The organism is Bradyrhizobium jicamae, from assembly GCF_001440395.1.
Classification (GTDB): domain Bacteria; phylum Pseudomonadota; class Alphaproteobacteria; order Rhizobiales; family Xanthobacteraceae; genus Bradyrhizobium; species Bradyrhizobium jicamae.
On record NZ_LLXZ01000162.1, the window covers coordinates 1 to 19616 of the forward strand.

A 19616-nucleotide genomic window follows, 5' to 3' on the forward strand; every position below is an offset into this window, starting at 1 on the left:
GCACGGGCCGCGCAGCCCCGGCAGCCACGGGCCGCGCAGCCACGGCCGCATCCGCGGGCTGCCAGCTGCACGCCGCCGCCAACGCTTTCCTTATCGAGGAGATGGAACGTGGCGAGACTGACGTCGGCCATTTCCTCTTCGCTAAGAACGAAGCGCTGATTGGGCGAAGTATTGTCAGATTGCGCGATATCAGCAGCGGGCATCGTGGATGCTGATGTGTTACCCAGCAGCGAAAAACCCAGTCCGGTGGCACCCAGCACCGTCACGGCGGCTTTGGTTGTGCGTTTCTGCTTCGAAGCTTGCTTGACCCGTGGCATGGTCTGCATCCTCCGTAAGTTCTTATGATAGTGCTTGAGGTGGCAAGTGTGCGCTAGGCAAATCCGGCGCGCAAGGGTTGCTTGTGCGATAAGATGCAAACCGTCCTATCGAGTTCCCATTCATCTTCATGAACGAGATCGACACATAGCCGCTTTGGCTTGCACCGTCATAAATCGAAGGTGGCGAAGTGAAGTACACTTTGTGCCACACCGATTGCGTGACTTGGTCTGGAATGCCGATAGAGAAAAACCGGACTGACGTGCGCGATATATCACTAAGTCCGCGCGAGAACAGAAGGCGCGTAGCCGCCGGGAAAACGGATGCTGAGATCGCGGGTTCGCCTTGGATCGCAATGACCTAGCCAGGTCGCGACGTCTTTCGCGCAGCGCTTTCGGACACGCTGACCTGCTGTTTCAGCTTTTCCTGCTCCGCCATTAGTTTTGACAAACGCTGCGGCGTCCTTCGCACCATCGGCTTCCGTCTCGAAATGCGTGCCTTCCGTACCATCGCCCACTCCAGGTTCAGCAGCCAGTGCCTGCTGCTCGTCGACCTTTTCGCGCCCCAACTTCTCACATTTAACGGTGGTCAAGTTCTCGGGTCTGACGGCCACCCGGATGACACTTGCAGCGAAATGGGACTGCGAGGTTGACCTAAATCAACACCGCAACGGGGAAGGGCTCAGCAGGTGAGCCACTCGACCTGCCACGCCGCCTGATGGAAAGCAGATATCGCCCACTCGGTATGGACGGTTGAAGTGAACAAGCCCAGCGTCCTGCCTAAGCCGCGAACGTCGGGCCCCACCACCACCTTCGAAACCGAAGCGAACAACCTTGCCCGCGCGCGATGTAACCAGGCACGCCTACGGCTTCGGTGGATGAATGAACGCCCACGGACTCACTTCCGAATCCGTCGGCACCTCCACCGAAATCACATAAGGCCCGCCATCGGCCAGCGCCTTTTCCAGCGCAGGCTTGAACTGATCCGGAGAGGTGACGCGCGCCGCGGCGACACCGAAGGATTCCGCCAGTTTCACGAAATCCGGATTGACCAGGTCTGACGCCACCACCCGGCCGTCGAAATGCTGGCGCTGGTCGCGGCGCACATTGCCGTAGGCGTTGTTGTTGAACACCAGCGTCACCACGCCGATCTTGAACTGCACGGCGGTCGACAGTTCCTGCACGCCGAACATGAAGCCGCCGTCGCCCGTGATCGCGACCACGGGCCTGTCGGGGTTGGCGACCTTGGCGCCGAGCGCGGTCGGGAAGCCCGAGCCGAGCGTGCCCTGATAACCGGACGTGATGAAGGTGCGCGGCTCGTAGATCGGAAAGCCGTACCAGGAGGCAAAACCCACCTGTGACAGTTCGTCGGTGACGATGGCGTTCGCCGGCAGCACCTCGCGCAGGATGTTCAGATACGCCATTTGCGGCTGAACCTTCTGGATCTCCTGCTGTGCCGCCGCGGTTGCCTCGCGGATCTCACCGCGGCGGCTGCTCGTCTTGCTGTAACCGGCCTTCTTCACCGCCGCCACCAGATCGGCCGTGCCGGTCTTGGCGTCGGCGACGATGGCGGCGTCGGACACCAGCCGGCGCATCTCGGCGGGATCGATATCGATACGAACCGATTTCAATCCCTTCGGCTGATACGGCCAGCGAAAGCCGGATGTCGGTAGCTCGGCGCGGGTACCGATTGCGATCATCAGATCGGTGGTTGGCCACAGCTTATAGCCGGCCGCCATGGTCAGGCCTAACTCATGCGCGTTGGAGACGATGCCGCGGCCGCTGCGGAACGCCACCACCGGCGCGTCGATCATCTCGGCAAGTTCGAGGATTTCGCCAGCAGCATGGATCGCGCCGCTGCCGACGAAGATCATCGGCCGCTTCGCCTCCTTGATCAGCGCCGCCGCCGCCTTGATCCTGTCAGGGTCGGGTTGCGGCGCGGGCAGGGCATCGAGCACCGTCGAACGACCGACCTGCGCGCGCTGGGTGAACACATCCCATGGCATCTCCACCGACACCGGGCCACGGCGGCCGGACATCATCTCCTGAAACGCGCGCGATACGACTGATGGCGCGGCATCGGGATATTCGATCCGCTCGGCCCATTTGACAAAGGTGCGCAGGGTCGCCAACTGGTCCGGCATCTCGTGCAGATGGCCGCGGCCCTTGCCGAGAAACGCCGTCGGCACCTGTCCCGTGAGGCAGAGCACCGGCTCGTTGCAGCCGAAGGCGGTGAGCAGCGCCGCGCTGGCATTGAGCACGCCGGGCCCGGGCACTACGCTGAACACGCCGGGCTTGCCCGATGAGCGCGCATAGCCGAAGGCCATGTAGCCGCAGGCCTGCTCGTGCCGCGCGCCGATCACCTTCAATTGCGCCTGGTGGAAGGCGTCGAACAGGCCGTAGATCTGTGCGCCGGGCAGCCCGAACACGGTATCGACGCCATGTGCTACGAGGCCGTTGACGATTGCTTCGCCGCCGGAAGTTGAGCTCATTGTACTATCCACTCGCTTGCAGGTTAGGCTTCGTCGATCACGCCGTTCTTCAGCACGCCGACGCCTTCGGCTTCGATCTCGATGACATCACCGGGCTTGAGATAGCGCGGCGGGTCGAACCGCGCGCCGGCGCCGGTCGGCGTTCCCGTCACGATGACGTCGCCCGGCACCAGCGTGGTGAAGGTCGAGAGATAGTTGATGAGGTATCGGAAGCCGAAGATCAACCGGCCAGTGCGGTCGTCCTGCCGCGTCTCGCCATTGACCTTGGTGGTCAGGCGGATGTCCGCGATCTGGCTTTCTTGCGTGTAGGGCACGATCCAGGGGCCGAGGCTGCCGGTGGAGTCGAAATTCTTGCCTTGCGTGACGTTGAACTTGGCGTGCCGCACCCAGTCGCGGAGCGTGCCCTCGTTACAGAGCGTGACGGCGGCGATATGGTCCAGCGCGTCGCTCTCCTTGATGTGCCGTCCGGCCTTGCCGATCACCAGCACCAGTTCGCCCTCGTAATCGAGCTGCGCGGATGCACGCGGGCGGACCAGCGGCGCGTTGTGGCCGACAAAGGAGCGCGGCGTGCGCATGAACATGCTCGGATATTTCGGCGCGTCCTGGCCGTCCTTGTATTCGGCGTTGCGGTCCGGATAGTTGACGCCGATGCAGATGATCTTTTCCGGCGCGGGGATCGGGGGCTGCCAGGTGACCGCATCGAGCGCGTGGTCCGGCTGGTGCCGCGCGCCTTCGTCGGCGAGTTTCATCAGTGCACCAGCGGCGATGACCTCGCGCAGCGTCGGATAGTCCTTTCCGAACCGCGCGGAGAGATCGACGATGCCGGCATCGGTCACGGCGCCGTATTTCTGCGCGCCGTTGACGGTGTAGGTGGCAAGGCGAGAAGGGGCCATCTTCTTAGTCCGCGATCGTGACGTCGGCGACGAAGGCCGGTTCGCGCACCTTTTGCCCGGAGAAGGGCGAGCCCTCCTCGAACCAGGAGCGCGGCGCGGGCGCGCCCCACAGCGTCTGCCGGCGCGGGTCCTTCAGCGACCAGCGCAGCGGTTCATGGTCGTGATCGCCGGTGAAATAATCGCTGGTATAGAGTTCGAGACGATGGCCATCCGGATCCCGGACATAAAGGAAGAACGCATTCGAGATGCCGTGCCGCCCCGGGCCGCGCTCGATGTTCTTCAGATAGCCGCTGGAAGCCATGACGTCGCAGAGATGCAGGATGTTCATGGCCGTCGGCGTCCAATAGGCGAAGTGGTGCAGGCGAGGACCTTTGCCGTTGGTGATGGCGAAGTCATGGACATTGCCCTTGCGATGCATCCAGGCCGCCGCGATCCGACCGTTCGGACCATCCTCCTCGCCATATTCGGTCAGCCGGAAGCCGAGCCGGGCGTAGAAATCGACGGTGTCCTGAACTTCGGCGGCGAAGACATTGAAGTGGTCGAGCCGCTGTGGATGGCAGCCCTTATATAAGTCGTAGCGCCGCAGCAGATGCGGGCGCTTCTCCATCGTCGCATAGAGTTCGAGTTGGAAGCCGGCGGGGTCGGTGAATTGCAGCGTGCGGCCCTGGAATGGCTGGTCGACGAAGGCGTAAGTGATGCCGTTCTCGGAAAAGAACGCCGCCGCCTTGTCGAGGTCGCCGTCATTGCCGACCTTGAAACCGAGCCGGCTGCAGGCCGCGACAGGGGCCTTTCGCAAGACCAGCGAGTGATGCTGATGCTCTTCGCTGCCGCGCAGGTACACCGCCTGGTCGTCGGCGTCCTCGACATGAAGGCCGACGGTGTTCTCGTAGAACGCACGGCTCTTGCCGAGATCGACGACGTCGAGCACGGCGTGGCTGCAGCGAATGATGTTGAACGGCGGGTCGAAAATGTGTGTCGGCACCGGCATGGGCGTTCCCTTGGTTGGTTCGTCATTCCGGGGCGATGCGCAGCATCGAACCCGGAATCTCGAGGTTCCGGGTCTGGTCCTTCGGACCATCCCGGAACGACGGTGGTTGTCAGATTCCCAGTTTCTGAATCTTGTGCGTCCCGCGCGCGAGCGAGACGTGCTTGGTCTCCATGTAGAAGTCGAACGAGTAATCGCCGCCGTCGCGGCCGATGCCGGAGGCCTTCATGCCGCCGAACGGGGTCGGCAGATGGCGGACGTTTTCGGAGTTGAGCCAGATCATGCCGGCCTCCAGCGCATCCGCGACGCGCAGCGCGCGGCCCATGTCGCCGGTCCAGACATAGCCGGTGAGGCCATACTGCACGCCATTGGCGATCTCGATGGCGTCCTTCTCATCCCTGAACGGGATCACGGTCAGGAAGGGGCCGAACACCTCCTCCTGCGCCACCCGCATGTTCGCATGCGCGCCGGTGACCAGCGTCGGCTGCACATAATGCCCGCCGCCGGGCCCGTCATGCGGCTTGCCGCCGACCGCGATGGTGGCGCCGTCCTTCTTGGCGACCTCGAAATAACTGCAGACCTTGGCCAGATGCCGCTCATGGATCAGCGGCCCGATTTCGGTCGCCGGATCGAGCGGATGGCCGACCTTCAGCGCCTTGACCCGCGCTGTCAGCTCTTCGATGAACCTGTCGGCAATGCCTTGCTGCACCAGCAGCCGGCTGGAGGAGGTGCAGCGCTCGCCGTTCAGCGAGTAGATCATGAAGACGACCGCATCCAGCGCCCGGTCGAGATCGGCGTCGTCGAACACGATCACCGGGTTCTTGCCGCCGAGTTCGAAATGGACGCGCTTCAGGGTAGGGGCGCCCTGCGCCATGATCGCAGAGCCCGTCGAACTTTCGCCGACAAAGCCGATCGCCTTGATAGCGGGGTGCTCGGTCAGCGCCTTGCCGGCTTCCTCACCCATGCCGTGGACGGTGTTCAGCACGCCGTCAGGCAGGCCGGCCTGTTTTGCAAGTTTCGCCAGCAGGTCCGCCGTGACAGGCGACCATTCCGCCGGCTTGTGCACGACGGTGCAGCCGGCGGCGAGCGCGGGCGCGATCTTCCAGGTCGACAGCATGAACGGCGTGTTCCACGGCGTGATGACGCCGACCGGGCCGATCGGCACCCGGGTCGAGATGTTCCAGTGCTCCTCGCTTGGCGTGTTGAGGCCGTCCCGAGCCTCGGCGCATTTGTCGGCAAAGAAGCGGAAGTTTTCCGCCGCCCGGATCGCCGCCTTGGCCATGAAGCGGTGGGCCTGGCCGGTATCGATGCATTCCAGCACGGCGATATCGTCAGCGTTGTCCTCAATGGCGTCGGCGACGCGATGCAGCAACTTCTTCCGCGCTGTCGCCGGCATCTCGCGCCAGGATTTGAAGGCCGTCGCGGCTGCGGTGGCCGCACGGTCGATGTCTTCGGCGTTGCCGCGGGCGACCGACGCCAGCACCGCGCCGTCGACCGGCGACTTCGTCTCAAACGTCTGGCCGGAGATCGACGGCACGGTCTTGCCGTCGATCATGTGCCCAATGCCGTCGCTCTTCAGCTTGGCGAGCAGGGGGGCTACGCGGTCGCGGTTGGCCTGAAACATGTCCTTGGGTGTCGCTTTATCCATTGATAGTTTCCACCTTCAGAGCTTCGTGGATGTTGTTGCGTTTCCAGCTTGTTTCCTTGTCGTTGATCTGCATGTCGAACGACAACGCGAACTTCTCTTTCGCAAACACCGGATCGAGATAGGCCGACAAGGCCTTGAAGATATCTTCGCCGGCCTTCTTGCGGGTGGCGAGGTCGCGGCCTTCGCCAAGCCGCAGCACCATGTCGAGAAAGCTGTAGTTCTGGCGGCCATCGGCAATCGCATAGTGCTCGCATCTGATGGCGCGGACTCGGATACCACCGAGCGGGAAGATGCCGGTCTCGACCGCGGCCTTGCGAACAAGTTCAACGACCGCGCCCATATCGACGCGCCCATCGAGATTGCTCGAATATTCAATCGTGAAGTGCGGCATGTTGCGATGGCTCCTGTCGTCCTTCAGGCGAAGTAGCAGCTCACTGAACCGTAGGGGCCATAGTCGGCCTGGATCGTGTCCCCCTTGCGGGTCTCGATCGGCCGAATGAACGAGCCCGCCAGCACCACCTGTCCGGCTTCCAGCGCCAGCCCGTTCGGCGCGATCTTGTTGGCAAGCCAGGCGACCGACGTCGCGGGATGATTGAGAACGCCGGCGGCAAGCCCGGTTTCCTCAAGCTGGCCGTTGCGGAAACACAGCGCGCCGATCCAGCGCAGGTCCGCGTCCATCGGCCGGATCGGGCGGCCGCCGAGCACGATGCCGGCATTCGCGGCGTTGTCGGCGATGGTGTCAAAGATCTTCCGGGTCGCCTTGGTCTGCGGATCGACCCGTTCGACCCTCGTATCGAGGATTTCGAGCGCGGGCACCACGTAATCGGTGGCGTTCAGCACGTCGAACATCGTGCAGTCTGGTCCCGACAGCCGCGACTTCATGATAAAGGCAAGCTCGGCCTCGACGCGGGTGCCGATGAAGCGGTCCGAGGGCACCAGCCCACCGTCGGCAAAGAACATGTCGTCGAGCAGGATGCCGGAGTCAGGCTCGTCGATATTGAGCGCGCTCTGCATCGCCTTCGAGGTCAGGCCGATCTTGTGGCCCTTCACGACGCGGCCCTGGGCGACCTTCATCTCGACCCAGGCTTTCTGAATAGCGTAGGCATCCTCGATCGTTATGGTGGGATGTTCGAGCGAAAGCTGGCGGATCTGCTTGCGCGTCTTCTCGGCCTGATCGAGCCGCGCGGCGGCGCTGCGGATGTCGTCTGTTGAAAGGGCCATGAGCGTCCGGCTGTTTCAGCAAAAAAAGCGGGTGCTGAAATTTGTTTAACATGTTAAGTTATCCGGCGCAAACTGATTTGATGCTTGTTGCGCCGCAAAACTTTATCCTTCGCGAGATCGAGGATTCCCGATTGGCGGATCACCAGACATGACGGGCAAGAAATCGCCGAACGGACCGCGTTCGGATCAGGAGGGAACACCGGAAGCGCGCCGCGGGCCGATGCGCGAATTCTCGCGTTCGCTGCCGATGTCGCTCTTACGCGCGCGCGAAGCCGTGATGCGCCAGTTCCGTCCCTCCTTGCGCAATCACGGCCTGACCGAGCAGCAATGGCGGATCCTGCGCGCGCTGACGGCGGTGGATACCATCGAGGTGACCGAGCTGGCGCGCGTCGCGTTCCTGCTGGGGCCGAGCCTGTCGCGGATCTTGCGCGATCTCGAAGCGCGCGACCTGATCGAGCGCCGTGCCGCCAAGACGGACCTGCGCCGCGGCGAGGTGTCGATCTCGTCCAAGGGCTTGAAGCTGATCGAGGCGGTGGCGCCGACCTCGGAAGCGATCTACGCCGAGATCACCCAGCGCTATGGTGCGCGCAAGCTCGCTGAGCTGCAGGACATGCTGGGTGAACTGGAGCGCAGCCTTGCGGCGATGGAAGTCGCAGGTGAGGGCGATGCCGAGGCCGACGAGTAATCACAAATTTGCATGATGCTACCGAGCCGGTGCATAGCGGGCGGACAAATGATTGCAATCATTTGGCTAAATGCGATCGAGGCGAGTAGACATGCACGCCGTTTTTCGCTCAAAGTGCCGGCCAAGCCGGTCATGAAAACCGGCGCGGGAGTCGCAGGCCTGGCTGCTCAAGCGCAGGCCTCCGCCGTACAAGGACAGGGCTGAAATCCGGACATGGTCACAATAAAAGTCAACAATCTGATCGATTTCGTCGCTGAGGTTTTTTCCCATTCGGAATCCTCGCCCGAGGAAGCGAGGCGCATCGCAACCTACCTCACGACGGCCAATCTCACCGGCCATGACAGCCACGGCGTGATCCGGGTTCCCGTCTACATCCGCTGGAAGAAGACCGGTAACGTCATTCCCAACCAGACCCCCGAGATCGTCGTCGATACGCCCTCGCTCGCCGTGGTCGATGGCAAGTTCGGCTACGGCCAGACCGTGACGCCGTTCGCGGTGCGGACCGGTATCGAGAAGTGCAAGAAGGCGGGACTGTCTGCAATCGCGCTGCGCAACGCCGGCCATATCGGCCGCGTCGGCGACTGGGCGGAGATGGCTGCCGCCGAAGGCCTGGTATCGGTGCACTTCGTCAACGCCGCCGGCTCGCTCTTGGTCGCGCCGTTCGGCGGTGTCCAGAAACGGCTCTCGACCGCGCCCTATTGCGTCGGCATTCCGCGCAAGGGGCAGGACCCGATCGTGCTCGATTTTGCGACCTCCATCGTCGCCGAGGGCAAGGTGCTGGTCGCGAGCCGCGGCGGCAAAAAGTTGCCCACGGGCGCGCTGGTCGATGCCGACGGCACGCTGAGCGAAGAGCCGTCCGTGCTCTATGGTCCTTACACTCCGGATGGGCCGCGCGACCATACCAAGGGCACCGGCGCGATCCGCGCGTTCGGCGAGCACAAGGGCTCGGGCCTTGCGTTCATCTGCGAACTGCTCGGCGGCGCGCTGACCGGCACCGGCGCCACGTCGGGCGGCCGGCAGTTCGCCAACGGCATGCTCTCCTTCTATGTCGATCCCAAGGTGGTCGACACCGCCAACTTCTTCGACGGCGAAATCTCGCGCTATACCGACTTCATCCGCGAGACCAAGCCGATCGCCGGCGTCGAGTCCGTGCTGGTCCCGGGCGATCCGGAACGGAAGACGCGCGCCGAGCGCACCAAGAACGGCGTGCCGCTGCCTGATGATACCTGGGCTGCGATCGTCAACACCGCCCGCGAGGTCGGCGTCAGCGAGACCAGCATTCAGCGCGCCACCAGCTAATTCACCTCACGAACTCCAACAATCGTAACGATCACAAAGGGAAAGCGATCAATGGCAACCAACAATGTCAAGAAAGTATGGGCCTCGGGCAAGGCCGTGGTGAACGCGTGGCTCGCGATCCCCTCCGGCTTCTCGGCCGAAGTGATCGCGCAATGCGGCTTCGACAGCGTCACCGTCGACATGCAGCACGGCGTGCAGGATTACCTCTCGATGGTTCAGTGCTTCCAGGCGATGAACGGCCACCCGGTCACGCCGATGGTCCGCGTGCCCTGGAACGAACCCGGCATCATCGGCAAGGTGCTCGACGGCGGCGCCTATGGCGTGATCTGCCCGATGATCAACACCCCGCAGGAAGCCAAGGATCTCGTTCAGTTCGCCAAGTACCCGCCGAAGGGCACGCGCTCGAACGGCCCGATCCGCGCCGGCATGTATGGCTCGGCCGGCTCCTACCAGCAGACCGCGAACGACGAGATCGTGCTGCTGCCGATGATGGAGACCAAGACCGCAGTCGAGAACATGGAAGCGATCCTCGATGTCGAGGGCATCGACGGCGTCTATATCGGCCCGTCCGATCTCGGCTTCTCCTATGGCCTGGTGCCGAAGCTCGACCGCGACGAGCCGGAGATCCTCAAGATCTACGAGAAGATCATCAAGGAGTGCGGCAAGCGCGGCCTCAATCCGGGCATTCACTGCTCCGGCGCCGAGGGCGCCGTGCGTGCCATCAACATGGGCTTCAAGCTGGTGACGCTGTCGAACGAGGTCGGCCTGATGTCGACCTACGCCAAGATGCAGGTGAACCAGACCCGCAAGGATAGCGCCGGCAAGGCGTGATTTAGATTCCCTCTCCCCGTAAAGGACGGGGAGAGGTGACTGCGAACTCGAGGAGACACCACTATGACGACCCCCGCACCCGTGATCCGCCTGCACCCTGACGATGGCGTGCTGATCGCGCGCGCGAGCCTGCCGCCGGGCATGGTGGTGGCTGCTGGCGTCACCACGGTCGAGCGCATTCCCGCCGGCCACAAGGTCGCCATCAGGCCGATCGCCATGGGCGAGCCGGTGCGCCGCTACGGCCAGATCATCGGCTTCGCCACCGCGCCGATCGCGCCGGGCCAGCATGTTCACACGCAGAACTGCGGCATGGGCGATTTTTCCAAGGACTATGCCTATGGCGTCGACGTCAAGCCGGTGCCGAATTTTGATCTGCCCGCGACCTTCGACGGCATCCGCCGCGGTGACGGGCGGGTGGCGACGCGCAACTATATCGGCATCCTGACCTCGGTGAATTGCAGCGCCCATGTCGCCAGCATCGTCGCCGATATGTTCAAGAAGAATCCCTTTACCGGCGATAACCCGCTGGCCGATTTCCCGAATGTCGATGGCGTCGTGGCGCTGACCCACAAGACCGGCTGCGGCATGACGCAGAACGAGCCGCTGGCGCTGCTGCGCCGCACGCTCGGCGGCTACGCGCGACATGCGAATTTCTCCCATGTGGTCGTGCTGGGTCTCGGCTGCGAGGTCAACCAGATCGGCGGGCTGATGGAGGAGCAGAAGCTCGCCGGACGGCTGCGTGCGATGGACATCCAGGAAGTCGGCGGCACCCGCAAGACGGTGGAAGCCGGAATTGCCTTCGTGAAGGAGGCGCTGACCGACGCCAACAAGGTGAAGCGCGAGCCGGTGCCGGCCAGCGAATTGACGGTCGCGCTGCAATGCGGCGGCTCCGATGGCTACTCCGGCGTCTCCGCCAATCCGGCGCTGGGCGCGGCGAGCGATCTGCTCGTGCGCCACGGCGGCACCGTGATCCTCTCGGAGACGCCTGAAACTTACGGCGCCGAACATCTCCTGACCCGGCGAGCGGTCAGCCGCGAGGTCGGCGAAAAGCTCGTCGGCCTGATGCGCTGGTGGGAGGAATACACAAAGCGCGAAGGCGCCGAGATGAACGCCAATCCGAGCCCTGGCAACAAGGCCGGCGGCCTTACCACGATTCTGGAGAAATCACTGGGCGCGATGGCCAAGGCCGGCAGTACCAATCTGGTCGACGTGCTCAACTACGCCGAGCCCATCACCAAGAAGGGGTTCGTCTTCATGGACACGCCCGGCTACGACCCGGTCGCTGCCACGGGCCAAGTGGCCGGCGGCGCCAACATGGTCTGCTTCACCACCGGCCGCGGCAGCGTGTTCGGCTGCAAGCCCGCGCCCTCGATCAAGCTCGCCACCAACACGCCGATGTACAAGCGCATGGAAGACGACATGGACGTCAATTGCGGCACCATCCTCGACGGCGAGGAAACCGTGCAGCAATGCGGCCAGCGCATTTTCGAACTGATGCTGAAAACGGCATCCGGCCAGCCGACCAAGAGCGAGAGTTTCGATTTCGGCAGCGCCGAGTTCGCGCCCTGGGTGATTGGCGCGACGATGTAGCTCCATGCACCACTCTGGCGTCGTCCCTGCGAACGCAGGGACCCATAGCCGCCGGCCTTCGTTGTTGCAGAAGGCGTCGACCAACTGCCTCGTCGATCGATCACGCGGTATGGGTCCCTGCGTTCGCAGGGACGACAGCGGGGCCGCACTTCCCGTAGGCACTCCGTGCCCGTTGTTAATGCTTGATCCCACCCGGAACCGGTGTTCTGCTTAAAAAAGCCGCTGGAGTTTCCGGTCCGTGTCGATCTTCGTCGCACTACATCATGTCACGCACTACAAATACGACCGACCGATCGATCTCGGCCCGCAAACCGTCCGCCTGCGCCCGGCGCCGCACACACGCACGCCGATCCTGAGCTATTCGCTCAAGGTCACGCCATCCAATCATTTCGTGAACTGGCAGCAGGATCCGCAGGGCAATTGGCTGGCGCGCTTCGTGTTTCCGGAGAAGGCGACCGAACTCAAGATTGAGGTCGACTTCACCGCGCAGATGACGGTGGTCAATCCCTTCGACTTCTTCGTCGAGCCTTACGCCAATTCGTTTCCGTTCCAATACCCCAACGATCTCAAGACCGAGCTCGCGCCGTATCTCGCCACCGCCGAACAGGGGCCGCTCTTCGCAGCTTACTTGAAGGAGATTCCGCGCGAGGCCGACAGCACCGTCAATTTTCTGGTCGAACTCAACGCGCAGCTTCAGAAGAAGGTCAATTATGTCATCCGGATGGAGCCGGGCATTCAGACGCCGGAGGAGACGCTGGCACGCGGCTCCGGTTCATGCCGCGATTCGGCGTGGCTGCTGATCCAGGCTCTGCGTCACCTCGGGCTCGCCGCACGCTTCGTCTCCGGCTATCTCATCCAGCTCCGTCCCGACATCGATCCGGTCGAAGGCCCGCGCGAGGTCGAAAGCGATTTCACCGATCTCCACGCCTGGGCCGAGGTCTATCTTCCGGGCGCGGGGTGGATCGGGTTCGACGTCACCTCGGGCATGCTGACGGGCGAGGGGCACATCCCCGTCGCCGCCACGCCGCACTACCGCTCCGCCGCACCCATTTCGGGCAGCGCCGGATTCGCCGAAGTCGATTTCGGTTTCGAGATGAGCGTCCGGCGCATCCGCGAGGCGCCGCGGATCACGCGGCCGTTCTCGGATGAATCCTGGGCGCGGCTCGACAGTCTTGGCGAGCAGGTCGATGCCGATCTCAGTGCCGACGATGTGCGCCTCACCATGGGCGGCGAGCCGACCTTCGTCTCGGTCGACGATCTGGAATCGCCGGAGTGGAATATCGCCGCTATCGGCCCAACCAAGCAGGCGCTGGCGGATGAGCTGATCCGCAAGCTGCGCGCGCGTTTTGCGCCGGGCGGGTTGCTGCATTACGGGCAGGGCAAGTGGTACCCGGGCGAAAGCCTGCCGCGCTGGGCGTTCGGCCTCTACTGGCGCAAGGATGGCGTGCCGATCTGGAAGAATGCCGATCTGATCGCGACGATCGAGAATCCCCGCAAGGCCGGGATCGAAGACGCCAAAGCCTTTATGGAAGGCACAGCGAAGCGGCTCGGGCTCGGCGTCGACTACGTGATGCCTGCTTACGAAGACCCCGTGCATTGGCTGCAAAAGGAAGCCGCGCTGCCGGTGAATGTCGATCCCACCGACTCCAAGCTCTCCGACGCGGAAGAGCGCGCGCGCATGGCGCGGGTGTTCGACGAAGGGCTCAACAAGGCCAGAGGCTTCGTGCTGCCGATCCAGCACGCGGACGCTGCGGGCTGGATGAGCGAGCACTGGCAGCTTCGGCGCAGCCATCTCTTCTTAATCCCGGGCGACTCTCCGCTCGGGCTGCGGCTGCCGATGGCATCGCTGCCGCATGTCGAGCCGGAAGAATATCCCTACATCGTCGAGCAGGATCCGATGGAGCCGCGGCTCGAACTGGCGAAGGAAGACAAGGATACGGTGGCGGATGGCGTGCCCTCGCGGCTGGCGCAGAAGCCGAAGCAGGCCAAGCCGGTGCGTACGGCGACATCAGTCGAAATCCGCGACGGCGTGTTGTGCGCCTTCATGCCGCCGGTTGAAAAGGTCGAGGACTATCTCGAACTGATCGCGGCGGTGGAGGCGACCGCCGAGGAAATGCAGATCCCGGTTCACGTCGAAGGCTACGGGCCGCCCTATGATCCGCGCATCGAGGTGATCAAGGTGACGCCTGATCCCGGCGTCATCGAGATCAACGTGCAGCCGGCGCAAAGCTGGCGCGAGGCGGTCGATATCACCTTCGGCCTGTATGAAGATGCCGCAAAGGTTCGGCTCGGCGCCAACCGCTTTCTGGTCGACGGCCGCCACACCGGCACCGGCGGCGGCAATCATGTCGTGGTCGGCGGCTCCACGCCGGAAGCCTCGCCGTTCCTGCGCCGCCCGGATCTGCTGAAAAGCCTCGTATTGTACTGGCAGCGCCATCCGTCGCTGTCCTATCTGTTCTCCGGCATGTTCATCGGCCCGACCAGCCAGGCGCCGCGCATCGACGAGGCGCGGCATGACGGGCTCTACGAACTGGAAATCGCGCTCTCGCATGTGCCGCCGCCCGGCATCGAAGCCCCGCTGTGGCTGGTCGACCGCCTGTTCCGGCACATCCTCGTCGATATCACCGGCAACACCCACCGCGCCGAAATCTGCATCGACAAGCTCTATTCGCCCGACGGGCCGACCGGCCGCCTCGGGCTGGTCGAATTCCGCGCGCTCGAAATGCCGCCCGACCCGCGGATGTCGCTGGCGCAGCAACTCCTGATCCGCGCGCTGATTGCAAAGCTGTGGCGCGAGCCACAGCAAGGCAAGTTCGTGCGCTGGGGCACCACGCTGCACGATCGTTACATGCTGCCGCATTTCCTCTGGGAGGATTTTCTCGGGGTGCTCGATGAGCTCAAGCTATCCGGCTACGAGTTCTCGCCGGAATGGTATTCGGCGCAGCTCGAGTTTCGTTTTCCGGTGTTCGGCCGCGTCCATCATGGCGGCGTCGCGCTGGAATTGCAGCAGGCGCTGGAGCCCTGGCACGTGCTGGGCGAGGAGGGCTCGGCCGGCGGCACCGTGCGCTATGTCGATTCCTCGGTGGAGCGGCTGCAAGTCAAGGCGACGGGCTTCGTCGAGGGACGCCATGTCGTGACCTGCAATGGCCGGCGGATGCCGATGACGCCAACCGGCCGCTCTGGCGAGGCGGTCGCCGCCGTCCGTTTCAAGGCCTGGCAGCCCGCCTCGGGACTGCACCCGACCATTCCGGTGCATGCGCCGCTGACATTTGACTTAATTGATAGCTGGAACGGCCGATCGCTCGGCGGCTGCGTCTACCACGTCGCCCATCCCGGCGGCCGCAACTACGAGACCAAGCCGGTCAATTCCTATGAGGCGGAAGCCCGCCGGCTGGCCCGGTTTCAGGATCACGGCCACACCCCGGGCAAAATCGAGCCGCCGCCCGAGGAACGCACCATTGAATTCCCTTTGACACTCGACTTGAGGACGCCGCTCCTGATCTAATCGGCAGTCTCGGGGAATCGGAATGTCAGGCCAGGGCAACAGTCAGGACAGCAAGGCCCGTCCGGGCCAGCGCCGGATGGCGCAGTGGACGCGCGACTATGCCCGGCTGCCCGGAATCCCTGACGAATATATCGGGCCCGATGGCGCGCCCCGCGCGGCCTGGGCCCGCTTCTTCGATGCCTTTGCGGCGCTCTCGCCCGTCGATATCGAGCGGCGCTTCGCCTCCGCCGACCGCCATCTGCGCGAGGCCGGCGTCACCTATCGCGCGCCGGGCGAGACCGCCGATCGGCTGTGGCCGCTCAGCCATCTGCCGCTGATCATCGACGAGGCCGACTGGCAGCAACTGACCACCGGCATCGCGCAGCGTGCGCAGTTGTTCGAAAGCATCCTGCGCGATCTCTACGGCGAGGGCCGGCTGGTCACCGAGGGCGCGGTGCCGGCGGCCGCGATTGCCGGCAGCAACGAATATCTGCGTGCCGTCTGCGGCGTCAAACCGCCCGGCGGGCGTCATCTGCATTTCTATGCCGCCGATGTCGGCCGTGGCCCCGACGGCCGCTGGTGGGTGCTGAACGACCGCACGCAGGCGCCGTCGGGAGCAGGCTACGCGCTGGAAAATCGCCTGGTGCTGTCGCGCGCCTTTTCCAATCTCTACAAGTCAATGAACGTCGAGCGCGTGGCGCCGTTCTTCGAGGCATTCCGCGATTCATTGCGCGCCAGCGCCGACCGCGACGAGCCGCGCATCGGTTTGCTGACGCCGGGCGCCTTCAGCGAAACCTATTTCGAGCACGCCACGCTCGCGCGCTATCTCGGCTTCCTGCTGGTGGAAGGCGACGATCTCGCCGTCAGCGGCGACCGCATCCATATCCGCACCGTCGCAGGCCTGAAGCGGCTCGACGTGCTGCTGCGCCGGGTCGATTCCAATTTTCTCGATCCGCTCGAACTCGATGCCTCCTCGCAGCTCGGCGTGCCCGGCCTGATCGATGTCGTGCGCAAGGGCGGCGTCGTCGTCGCCAACATGCCGGGCTCGGGCGTGCTGGAGGCGAGGGCGCTGCTCGGCTTCCTGCCCAGCCTGTGCCGGCGTCTGCTCGGCGAGACCTTGATCATGCCGCACATCGCGACCTGGTGGTGCGGCCAGAAATCTGCGCGCGAGGAGGTGCTGTCGCGGCTGGAGGATTTCGCGATCGAGGGCGCCTATGGCCGGGCCGTACCGGGCTTTTCCAGCCATGGGCCCGTGCTTGCAGGCGAACTGCCGCCCGACGAACGCGACCGGCTCCGGCAGGCGATCACCGACCGCGGCATCGATTACGTCGGCCAGGAACTGGTGCGGCTGTCGACGACGCCGGTGTGGGAGCAGGGGCGGATCACGCCGCGCCCGTTCGTGCTGAGAGTATTTGCGGCGGCCACCCCGCAAGGCTGGACCATAATGCCCGGCGGTTTCTGCCGAATCGCCGACCAGCCCGATGCCCGCGCCGTGTCGATGGGGGACGGCGCGCGAGCGGCTGATGTCTGGGTGGTTTCCGACAAGGCGGTCTCGACGTCGACGCTGCTGCCGGCCGCCGAAACCGTACGCATCAGGCGGATCGCCGGCGTGGTGCCGAGCCGCGCCGCCGACAATCTGTTCTGGCTCGGCCGCTATCTCGAACGCGCCGAGGCGACGCTGCGGCTGATCCGCGTGCTCGGCACCTCGACGCGCGATCCGGCCAATGGCGCGCCAACCGCGCTGCATTCGGTCGAGCGCATCCAGCGCATTCTGGTGAGTTGGGGCGCCACCTCGCAAACGACACGGTCAAACCCGGCGCGGGTGATCGCCGAGGCGCTGCAGAGCGAGGAGAAGTTCGGCTCGGCGTTGTCCCTGGTGCGATCGGTGCAGCGCACCGCGAGCTCGTTGCGTGAGCGGCTTTCGCCCGACGCCTGGCAGGTCATCACCGAAATGGTCGAGCGCCTCGCGCTGCAGGTTGACGATGACGACAGCGTCGTCAGCGCCGCCGAACTGACGCTGCAGGAACTGGCGAGCCTTGCCGGCCTCGCGCAGGAGAACATGAACCGCGCCGCCGGCTGGCGCTTCCTCGACATGGGCCGCCGCGCCGAGCGCGCCATCAACACGGTGCGGTTTGCGCGGCAGTTTGCCTATGACGAAGCGGGCGAGGATGACCTCGACGCCCTGCTGACGCTGGTGGATTGCCAGATCACCTACCGCTCGCGCTATCTGGTCGGGCCGGCGCTGGCGCCGGTGCGGGATCTTGCGGTGCTCGATCCCTATAATCCGCGCTCGGTCGCGTTTCAGGTGGCGACGCTGAATGATCATATCGCAGCCCTCCCGAGCCTGAAGGAGCACGGCCTTATCGAGCGGCCGCAACGGCTGGCCGTGGCATTGCAGGCGACGCTGACGACGGGAGAGGCCGCTACGCTCGACGTCACGACCCTGTTCGCGCTCGAACAGGCTCTGCTCAATCTCGCCGACGCGATCGGTCAGCATTATTTCCCGCACGGACCGCATGCGAGCCGGCCGGAGAAGCTGACGGGCCTCGCGTGATCTACGACATCCGTCACGTCACGACCTATGCTTACGAGAGCCCGGTGAGCTTTGCGCGTTGCTCGCTGCGGCTGGAGCCGCGCAGCAGCGACGGGCAGCAATTGATCTCCCATTCGGTCGAGATCCGGCCGCGGCCGGCCGAGCGCACGGTGCGGCGGGATTTTTTCGGAACCCATACCGAGAGCGTGCTGATCGAGACCGCGCATCGCAATCTGCGGATCGATTCCCGCTCGCGGGTTTCGGTCTCGCGCCAGGCGCCTGCGCGCGCGGCGCCCAGCCCGTCCTGGGAGCGCATCCGCGACGTCGCATTCGAGGCCACCAGCCTCGGTCCCGCGTCGCCGGTTGGATATGTCTTTGCGAGTTCGCTGGTGCCGGTGCTGGCGCCGCTCACCGCCTATGCCGCGCCAAGCTTCCCGCCTGATGGCGGCATCCTCGCGGGCGCCGTCGACCTGATGTCCCGGATCCGCCGCGATTTCAGGTACGACCCCAAGGCCACCGTGATTTCGACGCCGCTCAAGGAGGTGCTCGAAAAGCGTCACGGCGTCTGCCAGGACTTTGCCCATGTGATGATCGCGGGCCTGCGCGGGCTCGGCCTGCCAGCGGCCTATGTCAGCGGCTATCTCCGCACCATTCCGCCCGCCGGCCAGCCGCGCCTGCAGGGCGCCGACGCCAGCCACGCCTGGGTGTCGGTCTGGTGCGGCCCCGAGCTCGGCTGGGTCGGCTTCGACCCGACCAACGACCTGCTGGTCGAGAACGACCACATCATCCTGTCGATCGGTCGGGATTTTTCCGACGTCTCGCCGGTCGACGGCATCATCGTCGGATCGCGCAAGCAGAAGCTCGGCGTCGCCGTGGACGTGGTGCTGGTGGAGTGACGCCTTCCTATGACCGATCGCGCCTGTCGCATTCTGCGGAACAAATCAACGTGCTCGTGCGTCGCGATGTTGTCATAACGTCGTTGTTTATCGTGCCTTCCCTTTAGGAGCGAGCAGGAGCCGATCGATGAAAGCCGAAGACGCCGCCGAAATGATGGATCAGGATAAGGAGAACGACCGCTTCAAGCAGCGCGCGGCGGTCGGCATCGCCATTCTGGCGATGCTGCTGGCCATCACCGGGCTTGGCGGCGCCAACGCCGGCAAGGAGGCGACCAACAACAACATCTATGCCGCGAACCAATACGCCTTCTACCAGGCCAAGAACATCCGCCAGACCGACTACAACCTCGCGGCCGACGCGATCGAACTGGCGTTCCTGCAGGACGGAAGCCTCAACGCCGAGGCGAGGGCGGCACTGAAAGCAAAAGCGGAGGCCTATCGCAAGACGGCGGCACGCTACGAGTCCGAGCCGGAGACGCAGGAGGGCAAGAAGGAATTGATGGTGCGGGCCAAGGACTACGAGAGCAAGCGCGATCACGCGCTGAAGCAGGATCCCTACTTCGACTATGCCGAAGCGCTTCTGCAGATCGCCATCGTGCTGATCTCGGTCTCGATCGTCGCGACGCTGCCCTGGCTTGCGATCGTCGGCAGCATCGTCGGTGCCGCGGGTGGCCTGCTGATGGTCAACGGCTACACACTGGCGGTCGAGATACCGTTTCTGGCAGCATAGAGGCGCCCTAGATCG

The 19616-nt window shown here is 64.4% G+C and carries 16 protein-coding genes; 8 read left to right on the forward strand and 8 right to left on the reverse strand.

All coding sequences use genetic code 11. The features are described from left to right. The 8 genes from CQ12_RS27130 to hpaH all read right to left on the reverse strand — a co-directional run. Positions 1-317: hypothetical protein (locus CQ12_RS27130; RefSeq protein WP_157088532.1), on the reverse strand; the 317-nt coding region annotated here is incomplete at its 3' end. Between the two features lie 275 nt (positions 318-592). After that, the gene (locus tag CQ12_RS44275) at positions 593-907 is read right to left on the reverse strand and encodes a hypothetical protein (RefSeq protein WP_157088533.1); all 315 of its coding nucleotides are present in this window, start codon (positions 905-907) and stop codon (positions 593-595) included. Between the two features lie 270 nt (positions 908-1177). After that, complete coding sequence (locus CQ12_RS27135; protein ID WP_057838356.1) at positions 1178-2806, reverse strand: thiamine pyrophosphate-dependent enzyme; 1629 nt, start codon at positions 2804-2806, stop codon at positions 1178-1180. Between the two features lie 23 nt (positions 2807-2829). Then, positions 2830-3699: a fumarylacetoacetate hydrolase family protein gene (locus CQ12_RS27140; RefSeq protein WP_057838357.1), complete on the reverse strand. Its 870-nt coding sequence runs from the start codon at positions 3697-3699 to the stop codon at positions 2830-2832. Positions 3700-3703: 4 nt separating this feature from the next. After that, on the reverse strand, positions 3704-4687 hold the full coding sequence (gene hpaD, locus CQ12_RS27145; RefSeq protein WP_057838358.1) for a 3,4-dihydroxyphenylacetate 2,3-dioxygenase: 984 nt from the start codon (positions 4685-4687) through the stop codon (positions 3704-3706). 109 nt (positions 4688-4796) lie between these two features. Beyond that, on the reverse strand, positions 4797-6332 hold the full coding sequence (gene hpaE, locus CQ12_RS27150; protein ID WP_057838359.1) for a 5-carboxymethyl-2-hydroxymuconate semialdehyde dehydrogenase: 1536 nt from the start codon (positions 6330-6332) through the stop codon (positions 4797-4799). Then, positions 6325-6723 carry a 5-carboxymethyl-2-hydroxymuconate Delta-isomerase gene (locus CQ12_RS27155; protein WP_057838360.1) on the reverse strand — a complete coding sequence of 133 codons (399 nt, stop codon included), beginning with the start codon at positions 6721-6723 and terminating at the stop codon, positions 6325-6327. Before CQ12_RS27155 ends, hpaE begins: the two co-directional genes overlap by 8 nt. Before the next feature lie 23 nt (positions 6724-6746). Beyond that, complete coding sequence (gene hpaH, locus CQ12_RS27160) at positions 6747-7553, reverse strand: 2-oxo-hept-4-ene-1,7-dioate hydratase (RefSeq protein ID WP_057838361.1); 807 nt, start codon at positions 7551-7553, stop codon at positions 6747-6749. A 148-nt stretch (positions 7554-7701) separates the two neighbouring features. Between hpaH and hpaR the strand changes: the two genes are divergently transcribed. The 8 genes from hpaR (at position 7702) to CQ12_RS27205 (ending at position 19601) form a co-directional block, all read left to right on the forward strand. Further along, entirely contained in the window at positions 7702-8238 is a 537-nt protein-coding gene (hpaR, locus tag CQ12_RS27165; RefSeq protein ID WP_057838362.1) for a homoprotocatechuate degradation operon regulator HpaR, read from the forward strand. 213 nt (positions 8239-8451) lie between these two features. Beyond that, on the forward strand, positions 8452-9537 hold the full coding sequence (locus CQ12_RS27175; RefSeq protein ID WP_057838364.1) for a malate/lactate/ureidoglycolate dehydrogenase: 1086 nt from the start codon (positions 8452-8454) through the stop codon (positions 9535-9537). Between the two features lie 51 nt (positions 9538-9588). After that, positions 9589-10368: an HpcH/HpaI aldolase family protein gene (locus CQ12_RS27180; protein WP_057838365.1), complete on the forward strand. Its 780-nt coding sequence runs from the start codon at positions 9589-9591 to the stop codon at positions 10366-10368. Between the two features lie 63 nt (positions 10369-10431). Next, positions 10432-11958: a UxaA family hydrolase gene (locus CQ12_RS27185; protein ID WP_057838366.1), complete on the forward strand. Its 1527-nt coding sequence runs from the start codon at positions 10432-10434 to the stop codon at positions 11956-11958. A gap of 238 nt (positions 11959-12196) precedes the next feature. Further along, positions 12197-15463, forward strand: a complete 3267-nt coding sequence (locus CQ12_RS27190; protein WP_057838367.1) for a transglutaminase family protein — start codon at positions 12197-12199, stop codon at positions 15461-15463. A gap of 22 nt (positions 15464-15485) precedes the next feature. Continuing rightward, positions 15486-17996, forward strand: a complete 2511-nt coding sequence (locus CQ12_RS27195) for a circularly permuted type 2 ATP-grasp protein (RefSeq protein ID WP_057838368.1) — start codon at positions 15486-15488, stop codon at positions 17994-17996. Further along, complete coding sequence (locus CQ12_RS27200) at positions 17993-18871, forward strand: transglutaminase family protein (protein WP_057838369.1); 879 nt, start codon at positions 17993-17995, stop codon at positions 18869-18871. The genes CQ12_RS27195 and CQ12_RS27200 overlap by 4 nt, the downstream gene beginning before the upstream one ends. Before the next feature lie 127 nt (positions 18872-18998). Beyond that, a complete protein-coding gene (locus CQ12_RS27205) occupies positions 18999-19601 on the forward strand; it encodes a DUF4337 domain-containing protein (RefSeq protein ID WP_057838370.1) in 603 nt (200 codons plus the stop codon). Positions 19602-19616 lie beyond the last annotated feature (15 nt).